Below are 13095 nucleotides of genomic sequence, written 5' to 3'. Positions count from 1 at the left end.
AATAGGCATGTGCAACGCCAAAGTAAAACGGCGGTTTACGTTCACCGTAGCAAGGAAATGTGATATACTTTCGCACCTTTGAAATCCGGGATTATGTAGAGGGATAGCGGCTCCATGAGCGACCTTGCAAGAGAAATTACACCGGTTAATATCGAAGAAGAGTTAAAAAACTCTTATCTCGATTATGCCATGTCGGTCATTGTTGGCCGTGCCTTACCCGATGTCCGCGATGGCCTGAAGCCTGTACACCGTCGCGTACTTTTCGCCATGAGCGAACTGGGTAATGACTGGAACAAACCCTATAAAAAATCTGCCCGTGTGGTCGGGGACGTCATCGGTAAATATCACCCGCATGGTGATTCCGCTGTGTATGACACCATCGTCCGTATGGCTCAGCCTTTTTCCCTGCGCTACATGCTGGTGGACGGTCAGGGTAACTTTGGTTCCATCGACGGCGACTCCGCCGCAGCGATGCGTTATACCGAAGTGCGCATGGCAAAAATCGCGCATGAACTGCTGGCTGACCTGGAAAAAGAGACGGTCGATTTCGTACCGAACTACGACGGCACCGAACAGATCCCTGAAGTTCTGCCGACTAAAATCCCGAACCTGCTGGTCAACGGCTCGTCCGGTATCGCCGTGGGGATGGCAACCAACATTCCGCCCCATAACCTCACTGAGGTGATCAACGGCTGTCTCGCCTACATTGACGATGAGAACATCAGCGTTGAAGGGCTGATGGAGCACATTCCGGGCCCCGATTTCCCGACCGCCGCCATTATCAATGGGCGTCGCGGCATTGAAGAGGCCTATCGTACCGGACGCGGCAAAATCTATATCCGCGCCCGTGGCGAGGTGGAAACGGACGCGAAAACCGGTCGTGAAACCATCATCATTCACGAAATTCCGTATCAGGTGAACAAAGCGCGCCTGATTGAGAAAATCGCCGAGCTGGTAAAGGAGAAGCGCATTGAGGGTATCAGTGCCCTGCGCGATGAATCCGATAAAGACGGCATGCGCATCGTGATTGAAGTGAAGCGTGACGCGGTGGGCGAGGTGGTGCTTAACAACCTCTACTCGCTGACGCAGCTGCAGGTCTCCTTCGGCATTAACATGGTGGCGCTGCACCAGGGGCAGCCGAAAATTATGGCGCTCAAGGAGATCCTTGAAGCCTTCGTGCGTCACCGTCGCGAAGTCGTCACGCGTCGTACCATTTTTGAACTGCGCAAAGCGCGCGACCGTGCTCATATCCTGGAAGGTCTGGCGATTGCGCTGGCCAATATCGATCCCATTATCGAGCTGATTCGTCGCGCGCCGACCCCGGCGGAAGCGAAAAGCGGCCTGATCGCCCAGGCGTGGGATCTGGGCAACGTCTCCGCGATGCTGGAGCGTGCCGGTGATGATGCCGCACGTCCGGAGTGGCTGGAGCCGGAGTTCGGTATCCGTGACGGCAAATATTATCTGACTGAGCAGCAGGCGCAGGCGATCCTCGATTTACGTCTGCAGAAACTCACCAGCCTGGAGCATGAAAAACTGCTCGACGAGTACAAAGGGCTGCTGGATCAGATCGCGGAACTGCTCAACATCCTGCAGAGCGCTGAGCGCCTGATGGAAGTGATCCGCGAAGAGCTGATTGCGATGCGCGATCAGTTCGGTGACGAGCGCCGGACGGAAATCACCGCTAACTCGGCTGATATTAATATCGAAGACCTGATTAATCAGGAAGATGTGGTGGTCACGCTGTCGCATCAGGGTTATGTCAAGTATCAGCCGCTCAGCGACTATGAAGCGCAGCGCCGTGGCGGCAAAGGCAAATCAGCCGCGCGTATCAAAGAAGAAGACTTTATCGATCGTCTGCTGGTGGCGAACACCCATGATACCATCCTCTGCTTCTCCAGCCGTGGCCGACTCTACTGGATGAAGGTCTATCAGCTGCCGGAAGCGAGCCGTGGTGCCCGTGGCCGACCAATCGTCAATCTGCTGCCGCTGGAAGCGAATGAGCGTATCACGGCCATTCTGCCGGTGCGCGAGTATGAAGAGGGCCTCAATATCTTTATGGCTACCGCCAGCGGCACCGTGAAGAAAACTGCGCTCTCTGAGTTCAGCCGTCCGCGCAGTGCCGGTATTATCGCCGTCAACCTGCGTGAAGATGATGAGCTGATCGGCGTGGCGCTGACCAACGGCAACGACGAAGCGATGCTCTTCTCGGCCGCTGGCAAGGTGGTGCGCTTCTCCGAAACCGCCGTACGCGCCATGGGCCGTACCGCTTCCGGGGTACGCGGCATCAAGCTGGCGGAAAGCGACCGCGTGGTATCGCTGATCGTACCGCGTGACGAAGGGGCTATTCTCACCGTCACGCAAAACGGCTACGGTAAACGTACCGCAACCAGCGAGTATCCGACCAAATCCCGTGCGACGCAGGGGGTCATCTCCATTAAGGTGACCGACCGCAACGGCCCGGTTATCGGCGCGGTGCAGGTGGTGGACAGCGATCAGATCATGATGATCACCGATGCCGGTACGCTGGTACGTACCCGCGTCTCGGAAGTCAGCATTGTGGGACGTAATACCCAGGGCGTTATCCTGATCCGCACGGCGGAAGATGAGAATGTGGTCGGCCTGCAGCGTGTGGCAGAGCCGGTAGCGGAAGAAGAGCTGGACACCATTGACGGTAGCGTCGCGGAAGGGGATGAAGATCTGGCCCCGGAAGTCGAACCCGAAGATGATGCGCCAGAGGCAGATGACGAGTAACTGAGCGTGCAGCGCGAGCCGTCAGACCCATGACGCCGCGCCGCGCAGGCAATCTCTCCGGCAGGACAGGGCAACCTGACCTGCCGGTTTTATTTCAGCGCTGCCGGATTTTGCGGGCCATAACAGACTGCACCCCGGCTGGCTTTTTTTGCGTGATAAAGCTAGTGTATTCCCATTCTTAACCGTCACGCTGATACCTTTTTGTAGTGAGCTTCCCTTGAAATATCTCGTCTCCTTTCGTACCACGCTTCGAATCTCGCGCTATCTGTTCCGGGCGCTGGCGCTGCTGCTCTGGACGCTGGGAGCCGTACTCACCACCTTTTACATTATTAACCTGCTGCACAGCAAAGAAACCCGGGTGCGCCAGGAGTTCAGCAGCAACTATGGTCAGACGGAATGGTTTGTGCGCCATTCTGCGGACATGATGCGCCAGCTGAAATATATCACTGAGAATCGTCTCACTAATTCCACCAGCGGACTGGATATGCTCAACCGCGTGCTGCCCAGTAAAGAGACGCAGCCGCAGTTTACACCGCTGTTTTCAGATGCCGACTGCTCATCGATAAGCAGCACCTGGCGTAATTCGCTGGAATCACTCAGTTACTTCATTAACTACTGGAAAAGCAACTTCGCGACCACCTATGAGCTGAACCGTGTGTTTTTTGTCGGTGGCGAAAGCCAGTGCCTGGCGGATTTCACCATTGGCAGCAGTGATATGGATCGCGATCGCAGCCTGAAGCTGTTGCGTGAGCGTGTGCTGCACTACCGTAACAGTAATGAAGAGGAGCGGCGTAACCCACTGTACTGGATTAGCGCCAGCACGCAGCCCGGCGTCGGCAATTTCTATATGGTGATGCCAGTGTATGTGGCTAACAAGCTGCAGGCGCTGCTGGGCGTCGAACAAAATATTCGCCTGGACGAGTTTATTCAGCCCGGCAGCCTGCCCATTGTTGCCACCATTATTGATGAAAATCACCGCCCGCTGCTGACGTCACGCCGGGGAGGCCTGGGCTTCTCCCTCGAAGAACTGCCGGAAGAGAAGAGCTGGTTCGGTTATATGGATAGCTATCGTCAGCTGGTGCTGAAAAAGCCGTTGCCGCCCTCCGGGCTGAGTGTGGTCTGGTCTGTGCCCACCAATGTACTGATGGGGCAGCTGCGGCTGATTCTGATCAACGCGCTGCTGCTGAATATCATCAGCGCCCTGGTCCTGTTCACTCTCGCCTGGCTGTTTGAACGGCGCATGTTTCTGCCTGCGGAAGAGAACGCGCATCGCCTGGAAGAGCATGAGCAGTTCAACCGCAAAATTGTCGCTTCCGCACCGGTGGGTATCTGTATCCTGCGTACGCGGGATGGCACCAACCTGCTGAGTAATGAACTGGCGCACAATTACCTGACGTTGCTGACGCAGGAAGATCGCCAGCGGCTCAATGAAATTATTGGCGGTCAGCAGGTTAACTTTGTGGATGTGCTGACCGGCAGCAACACCAACCTGCAAATCAGCTTTGTACACTCGCGCTATCGCAATGAAAATGTGGCGATCTGCGTGCTGGTGGACGTGTCGGCGCGTGTACGTATGGAACAGTCGCTGCAGGAGATGGCGCAGGCGGCGGAGCAGGCGAGTCAGTCGAAATCGATGTTCCTTGCCACCGTCAGCCATGAACTGCGCACGCCGCTCTACGGCATTATCGGCAACCTGGATCTGCTGCAGACCAAACCGCTGCCGAAAGGGGTCGAGTCGCTGGTCACCGCGATGAACAACTCTTCCAGCCTGCTGTTAAAAATCATCAGCGACATTCTCGACTTTTCAAAAATCGAGTCTGAGCAGCTGAAGATTGAACCGCGTCCCTTTGCGCCGCGCGAGGTGATTACCCATATCGCCTCTAACTACTTGTCGCTGGTGGTGAAAAAGCGCCTGACCCTCTACTGCTTTATTGAATATGATGTGCCGCTGTCGCTGGATGGCGATCCGCTGCGTCTGCAGCAGGTCATCTCCAACCTGTTGAATAACGCCATCAAGTTCACCCATACCGGCTGCATTATTCTCCACGCCAGTGTCAAAGGGGGCTACCTGGCCTTCCGCGTACGCGATACTGGCGTAGGGATCCCGGCAAAAGATGTGACGCGCCTGTTTGATCCTTTCTTCCAGGTCGGCAGCGGCGTACAGCGTAACTTCCAGGGCACCGGTCTGGGGCTCGCCATCTGTGAAAAACTGATCAATATGATGGATGGCGACATCGAAGTGGAATCTGAACCTGGTATGGGCAGCCAGTTTGTGGTGCGTATCCCGATCTATCGCGGCGTACCGCCGTCGCCGCCAGCGCTCGATGGGCTAAAGGAGAAACAGATCTGGATCGAGATGCGCAATGATTATCTCGCCAGCTTCCTGCTGCGCCTGTTACGTCAGCAGGGCATTCAGGTGGATCGCTTTCAGGGCGCAGCGCAGAGTGATGATGTGCTGCTGACGGACTACGAGGTTGAGCTGGCCGAGCCGCTGCGCGCAGTGGTTAAATTCAGTGGTCAGCATAATGATATGGCGCAGGAAGTGCGCCCTGGCTACTGGATTCACAGCACGGCAACGCCGCATGAACTGGCGGTACTGCTGGGTCGTATCTACCGCATCAGCATCGATACCGAAGACGCGCCGCTTTCGCTGCCGTCACCGATGGTGGAAAGCGTCAGCAACGATGACATTATGGTGCTGATCGTCGATGACCATCCTATCAACCGCATGCTGCTCTCGGAGCAATTAGGCACCCTCGGTTACCAGGTGAAAACGGCGCAGGATGGCGTGGATGCGCTGAATGTCATCAGTCGCAGCGACATCGATATGGTATTGAGCGACGTTAACATGCCGAACATGGATGGCTACCGCCTGACTCAGCGTCTGCGCCAGCTGGGCCATGTCTTCCCGGTGATCGGGGTCACGGCGAATGCGCTGGCGGAAGAGAAACAGCGCTGTATGGAAGCCGGGATGGATAACTGTTTGTCGAAACCGGTTACGCTGGACGTGCTGAAAACTACCCTGGCGCTTTATGCGGAACGGGTGCGGAAAAGCCGGGAAGGATAACGCGGACGGAAAGAACGCAGACGGCAACAGCGCCGTCTGCGTTACAGGGGGTTACTCTTTGTCAGCAGCAGGTGTGGTGCTGACGGAAGAGAGATAGTTGAGCAGGGCGATATCGTTATCTACGCCCAGTTTCATCATGGCCGATTTTTTCTGACTACTGATGGTCTTGATACTGCGGTTGAGCTTTTTAGCGATTTCCGTCACCAGGAAGCCTTCCGCGAACAGACGCAGCACTTCACTCTCTTTCGGTGACAGGCGCTTGTCGCCATAACCGCCGGCACTGATTCTTTCCAGCAGTTTTGCCACGCTCTCCGGCGTATATTTCTTCCCTTTCTGCAGGGCTGCCAGCGCTTTCGGCAGATCGGTGGGCGCGCCCTGTTTCAATACAATGCCTTCAATATCGAGATCCAGCACGGCACTGAGGATCGCCGGGTTATTGTTCATGGTCAGTACAATAATCGACAGATCGGGGTAGTGACGTTTGATATATTTGATCAGTGTAATACCGTCGCCATACTTCTCGCCTGGCATCGACAAGTCAGTGATCAGAACGTTGGCATTCAGCTTAGAAAGGCTGTTAATCAGTGCTGTCGAGTCTTCAAACTCACCTACAACGTTAACCCACTCAATCTGTTCCAGAGATTTACGAATACCAAACAGAACGATTGGATGGTCATCGGCAATAATTACATTCAGGTTATTCATCTTATTGGTTACCTTGCTGCAGCAGTTCGTTGACGTAATGGTCAATGTCACTGGTGGTATTTTTAATGTTTGAATCGTCACAGGCTTTAATGTGCTGTTCTAACTCTTCACAAAGCTGTTTGCCCGGAAGTAAATTTAACATGGCAAACACGCCCTTCAGGCGATGCGCTGTCTGAGCAAGCGAAGCGTAGTCCTTTTCCGCCGACTCAGTATACAGTCTCTTTACATCATCTGGTACTGTCTCTACAAACAGCTGAAAGTAGCCACCACTTAATAGCGGGGCCGGGGATTCATCGTCAGCATTATCCTCCATTACATCATGGGCCAGCTGTTTCTCAATCAGTGCCAGTAACGCATCCAGTAATGCATTACTGAGATTGAAGTTGACCCGATACTGCTGTTCGCTCAGCGCATGGTGGCCAGGTTCATCATCGGCCAGTAGCAGCGCCCAGCCGCTCAGTTTTGCCGGATCATCGGTGACCAGAATATCGTGATCCTGGCCAGAAATGCGTTCGTCCGGGGTAAGACATTTCGCGCCCCAGTTTTCCAGATGACGGCAGACAATCTTATGCACATCCTCTACCGCAATTTCTACCAGCACCGTCACGCCTTCCAGCAGTTTCTCTTCCTGCTGCGCCTGTTTCTCCAGCGCCATCGGCAGCTGGAAGGTGTAGCGTGTGCCAATATCTGTTTTGGCGACGATATCCAGCGTACCGCCCATCTGTTTGCACAGCTGTTTACACAGAAAAAAGGCCATGCCTGATGCCTGACCGTAGCGATCCTGCGCGGTATCCCCGAGGAAAGGGAAATCGACGTTCGCCAGTTCGTCGCCGTGCAAACCGGCGCCGGTATCCACCAGCTGGAAGATGAGCTGATCCGGGCGATCCGCCGCCGCCTGCAGATCCAGGGTGATTTTGCCCCAGCTGGTGGTGGTCAGGGCATAATGCATCAACGTAGCCAGCACCTTGCGCACGGCGCGTCGGTCTCCCAGACGCATCTCATCATTGGGCTGATGGTTATTGATCACCAGTGACAGCCCCTTACGCCGCATCAGGGGCAGGATATCCAGCGCGATCTCGTCCAGCATCTCCTGCAGGTTAAATACCGTGGCGTCGGGAGACCAGTCGTGAGCCTCGAGACGGTTCAGCAACACCACGTCATCGACCAGACGCGCCAGGCGCTGGCTCTCATCCAGCACATCGAGCACGGTTTCCTCTTCCGTCTGCTGGCTGAGTTGCACCAGCCGGGCGACGATTTTCTCCAGCGGGCGATTCAGCGCATGGCCGAGGTTCTGCAGCAGCTGCTGACGCATCTGATGATTGCGATCCAGCACCTGCTGTGCTTTTTGCAGCTTCTTGTTGACCAGCAATTCACGATCCTGATCGCGCATCATAAACAGCTGTGTATGGGGCGACAGCACGCTGCGCGCGTGGCGGATTTCATACACTTCATTGTTGATAGTGGCCTGCAGCACGCCCTGATGCTGATCGGACATATTGATAATCTTCTGCAGGTTCAGGTGTGGCAGCAGATGTTCTGCGATCTTGTTACTGAGAATGGTACGGTTGCTGGCAAAGTCATACACCAGCAGCCCCACCGGCAGGCTGGCTACGATCTCTTCGTTCAGTACCCGCAACGAATCGAGTTCAGCGCTCTGGTTCTCGCTGGGACGCAGCGATTGCTGACGCAGCAGCAGCATGCCGCTGATGGAGAGCACGAACAGCAGCAGGTTAATCAACAGCGGCCACAACAGATTATGCAGGGTATCCACTACCAGGCTGCCCAGCGACACGCGATACACCAGCTGCAGCGGGGTACTGGGTAACGATGCGGCGATCTCGATATTCGGGTTCACCAGCGAGATGCGGGTGTTGTCCGCGCCTCCTTCATCGCTGCTGTCCGCTATCGCCTCATCCTGACGCAACTGGAAATTCTCCAGCGGCATATTACGCGGGATCAGATCATTCACCGGCAGGTCAAAAGCCACCACGGTCGCCAGATGCCCCGGCTGATTGAAAGTGGTCCGCAGCGTAAAATAGTGATCGTTTTGCCAGGCGAAGTGGCGCAGCGGGGAAAAACTTTCGCGCTCATCCAGCGCATTCGCCTGTTGCAGCATCTCGCCACGGCGCGCATCCACCAGCAAATTGATGGTGTTTTCTTTATAACGCGTGGCCATATCTTTCAGCGGCAGGGTAGAGATCATAATCAGGCTGTTGTCCTGACCATTAAGAAAGTACATTGACCAGGTGGGATTTTCCGCGCCCCACAACGTATCGAGATAGCCTGACATGCGCATGGTCATGTCGAGGGTACTGCTGTCGTGCGATCCGAAAATTAACGCTTCTGTTTTACGGCGCGTTTTTTCCAGATAATAAACGTCGGGACGCAGGCGCGTCTCCTGCAGGCTGTTGCTCGGCGGCGTTCCGGCGGCGCTGGTAGCCAGATTTTCATAGATTTGCCAGGTGGCAAAACGGTAGGCGTCGATGCGTCTCTGGATGTTATGCGACAGATCGACCATCGCATAGCGCTTTTCAGCCAGCCAGGCATTAAAGGTGTTATACACCATAAAGCCGAGCGCCAGCAGCAGCACCAGATTAAAAATGACAAAGAAACGGGTGACATTGCTGGATGTCAGGGGAAACTTATAGGGCAACATAGCTATCAGGCACCTGAAATTATCGCGCAACCAGTCGGGCACTGGCCGCTACCGCCAGCAGCAGCAGAGCGATCAGTAAAAACGTGCTATTCAGCCCTATCGACTGGGAAAGGAAACCTATTAAGGCCGGACCTGAGAGGATACCTGCATATCCCAGCGTTGTCATGGCGGAAATGGCCAGATTCGCTGGCATAGCCTTTTGATTTCCCACTGCATTGAATAACATCGGTACCGTATTGGCGAGGCCAAAGCCCAGCAGCAGAAACGCGGCAAAGGCCAGTGCCGGCCAGGGGGCGAAGACCAGCAGCGTCACGCCCAGCGCTGCCGCCAGCGCGCCGGTCAGCATCACCGGATAACGGCCAAAGCGCAGAATAATTTTGTCACCGGTAAAGCGTCCCAGCGTCATGGCAACAGAGAACACCGCATACCCGAGACCGGCATGAGCCGCGGGCACCAGCTTATTGTGCATCAGCAGTAGCGCGCCCCAGTCCAGTACCGCGCCCTCGGCAAGAAACAGGATAAAACAGAGCATGCCAAGAAAAGCCACCCAGCCGCGCGGACGTACCAGCCAGGGCTGATTGGGTTGATGCAGACGCTCATTTAACAGGGCAGGCAAACTGATCAGCAGCAGTATCACCATCACGGTCATCACCGCCGCCACGGACAACAAAGGCGTCAGGCCAGTACTCATTAACAGGCTGACCGCACCGGCACCGAGAATACCGCCGAGGCTAAAGAAGCCGTGGAAACCCGACATCATCGGTCGTGCTGCCGCTTTTTCCACTTCTACCGCCTGATAATTCATCGCGACATCGAGCGTACCCAGCCCGGCGCCAAACAACATCAGGGCGACCGCCATGCCAGGCACCCAATGCAGGATCGCCAGTAGCGGCAGTGTCAGCAGAATCAACAGCGTTGAGCCAATCATCACCCGGCGGCAGCCGAGACGCCCCACCAGCGAACCGGTCAGCGGCATCGCCACCAGCGAACCGATCCCCAGGCAAAGCAGCAGGGCGCCGAGCGAGGCGCCGTTCAGGCTAAGACGATCGCGCGCGAAAGGCACTAACGGCGCCCAGGCTGACATCCCGAGTCCGTTAATCAGAAAAATGATACGGGTGGCCCATTGGCGGTATTGGGCCTTTTTGTTTTGCTGAGTCGCGTCCAGTGCAGTCATAATAAAATTCTTACATTAAGAAAAGGCCAAGTTTAGCAGTAAAGCTTTGCTGGCGAAATTTCCTGCAAAACAGGCCTGAAATCTGTTTCCAGACGCCTGGCATAGCCTGCAAAAGCGCGATTTTACCGCTTTTTTAACGCAGAATTTTCTTTTCCAGAACTTTCCTGGTCTGAGAAATCCTGTTGTGCCGCACTTAAATCAAATTATCTGCTGCTTCTCGCCGCTAAAACGCCGTCAGCGTCACCTTCCACTGATGAGCTATCTCTTCTTGCCGCCTCCCGGGCGAGGGTTTTGCCTGATTCAGCCGTTTTTTTCGCCCGCCTTCTGCGAATAACACTTTTCAGATTGTGGTCAGCTATCAGCACCCGCGTCTTATTTCTGATTAAAAAGCAAACCTGAATTTAAATTTATAAAAACGGGGGCTTTACCCGCGCACAATACTCAAGGTAGATTAATGAAATCAGCAGGGGCATGTGCCTTTGCTGATTTTTCTTTTTGTTTGCTCCCGGGCGTCACCAGCGCGTTATTCCCGTAATCTTCTTCAGCCGGGACTGTTGCTGCTGGCTGCGTGCGGTTAAAAAAACATAAAGTCAGCTTGCTGATGCAGGTTCGCTATCCTGACTGCGCCTTTGCGGTCATGCCTTCTTGTTACCTTGTCGGTAACCGATTCCACCAGGTGAAACGGGCTTTTTGCAGCCCGCACAAACACGGCCGTCTGCAAGCGTGAGTTCTGCCGCCTGCATGACGGCGCATAAGTGCTTTCCTGACACGAGGTTAATGATGGCAAACCGCAATCACACTGACGCCGCCCGCCTGGCCCGTCTTGAACAGGCGCTGGGCTCGCTGGCGACCGACACTACCCTTCCTCCTGCCACCCCCATGACCGCGCAGGCGGCGCAGCCGCTAACGGCGGAGACTGCCGATGCGCCTGCTATCGACACGCTTTTTGCCGACGGATGGCTGAATCTGGCGGAGAGCAGCAGCGCGCAAACCCTCAGCGGCAGCAGCGGACTGAGCGGCAGCGATCAGGAGGTCACGGTTACGCTCGGCAGCAGCAGCTACCAGGCGGAAGTGACGGAAGAGGGGCGCTGGACGCTGGAGATGACGCGCGATCAGCTGCAGGCGCTGGCAGAGGGTAAACAGAGCGTACAGCTCAGCACCAGCAACAGTGCCGGGGAGCAGCATGTCGCCCAGGCGACCTTCAGCAAAGATACCCACGCGCCGGATGCGCTGCGCATTTACGAACCCGTGGCGGCTGACGGCGTGGTTGCCGCCTGGGAGGCGAATAATCGCATTCATGTGCGCGGACGGGCGGAAACCGAGCCGGGATCCACCGTTACCCTGACCTTTGGCGATCAGAGTTGGCAGAGTAGCGTTAATGAGTGGGGCTACTGGAACGCCTCCATGCCGTCCGACGCGATGCAGGGATTGCCTGATGGCAACTACAGTTTCACGCTGACTATCACCGACAAAGCGGGTAACAGCACCACCACCGGGGTGGATTTTGGCTGGTATGTTGATCGCAGCGTGATGCCGACGCTGACGCTGGATCCGATTATGGAAGATAACGCGGTAGGCTGTCAGGAGGGGATGTACGGGATGCAGATCAGCGGCAGCTCCACCCATCTGCCCGCCGGATCCTGGGTAACGGCCACCCTTAACGGTCAGAGTTATCGTGGGCTGGTCGACAGCGACGGTCGCTGGTGGGTGTCACTTACCGACACCGAGCTGAGCACTATTCCGGATGGCATCTGGCGCGTTGAGGTCAGCGCGACCGATCCCAACGGCAAGCTGGCTACGACCTACGCCGACGTGACGCTTATCACCCACTGGGAGAGCCTGCCCGATATCCATTTTGATAATGTCACCCGCGATAACGTGGTGAATGCGCTGGAGTTGCAGCAGGACCTGCTGCTGACCGGCAGTCTGAGCCAGGTATTGCCCGGCCAGACGCTCTTTCTCAATGATGGCGGCGGCAAAGATTATCAGGCCAGCGTGCAGGCGGATGGCCGCTGGAGCCTGCTGATCCCGGCTGATGAGGTGGCGGATTTTATCCATCGGGGCGAGCTGCACGCCTGGAGCCAGGATGTGGCGGGCAATTTTGTTGATGGTCAGTTTGAGTTCAACATCATCACTACGCTGCCGCCGGTCTACTATGAACTTAACATCGGCGGAGATATGGTGTTGAGCAGGGAAGAGGCGCAAAGCGATCTCAGTTTTTATATTGAAGGGGTGAAAAGTCTGACCCTGAACGGCAAAACCTATCAGCCGGAGCAGGGGATGGTCACGCTGAGCAGTGAAGACCTGCTGGCGCTGCCGGACGGGCCGGTGACCGTGACGGTGTGGCAGCAGGATGAGTATGGCAACAGCGCCTCCAGCACCCTGACCAACTTTTTCACCGTGGAGACGCATAACTTCTCTACCCCCGCCCCGGATGCCCCGCTGACTGACAGCACGATTGAAAATGGCGATCTCGATCGCTGGCTGGATAACCTGACCACCGAAACCGAAACCGAAACCGAAACCGAAACCGCAACGTCCGCTTCCGACAGCGAAACGGCGGATGTCAGTCAGCTTGCCCGGCTGCAAAGCGACGAAGGGCACTGGCAGGCGCCGGACGTACAGGATGCAGACAGCACGGCAACTGCCGCGATATCAGTGACGCTGGCGGATCTGCTGCAGACGCAGCACGTGGTGCCGGGACTGGTATGAACAACCGTGGTTGATCAACCACGGGGCCGG

6 protein-coding genes are annotated in these 13095 nt (G+C 55.9%); 3 read left to right on the top strand and 3 right to left on the bottom strand.

The features are described from left to right. Window positions 1-114 precede the first annotated feature (114 nt). Together gyrA and rcsC are read left to right on the top strand one after the other, a co-directional pair. On the top strand, window positions 115-2751 hold the full coding sequence (gene gyrA / locus E0E17_RS00805; protein WP_130830842.1) for a DNA topoisomerase (ATP-hydrolyzing) subunit A: 2637 nt from the start codon (window positions 115-117) through the stop codon (window positions 2749-2751). Window positions 2752-2968: 217 nt separating this feature from the next. Next, window positions 2969-5818, top strand: coding sequence for a two-component system sensor histidine kinase RcsC (gene rcsC / locus E0E17_RS00800; protein WP_130830841.1), 2850 nt, complete (start codon window positions 2969-2971; stop codon window positions 5816-5818). Window positions 5819-5869: 51 nt separating this feature from the next. On the opposite strand, the gene rcsB is transcribed toward rcsC, so the two are convergent. Genes rcsB through E0E17_RS00785 form a run of 3 tightly spaced genes read right to left on the bottom strand, consistent with a single transcriptional unit; the run spans window position 5870 to window position 10353 of the window. After that, window positions 5870-6523, bottom strand: a complete 654-nt coding sequence (gene rcsB, locus E0E17_RS00795; RefSeq protein WP_130830840.1) for a response regulator transcription factor RcsB — start codon at window positions 6521-6523, stop codon at window positions 5870-5872. 1 nt (window position 6524) lies between these two features. Beyond that, window positions 6525-9176, bottom strand: a complete 2652-nt coding sequence (gene rcsD / locus E0E17_RS00790; protein WP_130835418.1) for a phosphotransferase RcsD — start codon at window positions 9174-9176, stop codon at window positions 6525-6527. A gap of 22 nt (window positions 9177-9198) precedes the next feature. After that, complete coding sequence (locus E0E17_RS00785) at window positions 9199-10353, bottom strand: MFS transporter (RefSeq protein ID WP_130830839.1); 1155 nt, start codon at window positions 10351-10353, stop codon at window positions 9199-9201. 777 nt (window positions 10354-11130) lie between these two features. Here E0E17_RS00785 and E0E17_RS00780 point away from each other — a divergent pair. Next, window positions 11131-13065: a hypothetical protein gene (locus E0E17_RS00780; RefSeq protein WP_165446197.1), complete on the top strand. Its 1935-nt coding sequence runs from the start codon at window positions 11131-11133 to the stop codon at window positions 13063-13065. Window positions 13066-13095: the final 30 nt, after the last annotated feature.

This window comes from [Erwinia] mediterraneensis (assembly GCF_900604315.1).
Classification (GTDB): Bacteria; Pseudomonadota; Gammaproteobacteria; order Enterobacterales; family Enterobacteriaceae; genus Pantoea; species Pantoea mediterraneensis_A.
This window is presented reverse-complemented; position numbering and strand designations above follow the sequence as displayed.

Excerpts from the sequence above, each read along its gene's own strand:
- gyrA (WP_130830842.1), top strand. The coding sequence starts at position 115 with ATGAGCGACCTTGCAAGAGAAATTACACCGGTTAATATCGAAGAAGAG.
- rcsB (WP_130830840.1), bottom strand. The coding sequence starts at position 6,523 with ATGAATAACCTGAATGTAATTATTGCCGATGACCATCCAATCGTTCTG.
- E0E17_RS00785 (WP_130830839.1), bottom strand. The coding sequence starts at position 10,353 with ATGACTGCACTGGACGCGACTCAGCAAAACAAAAAGGCCCAATACCGC.
- E0E17_RS00780 (WP_165446197.1), top strand. The coding sequence starts at position 11,131 with ATGATGGCAAACCGCAATCACACTGACGCCGCCCGCCTGGCCCGTCTT.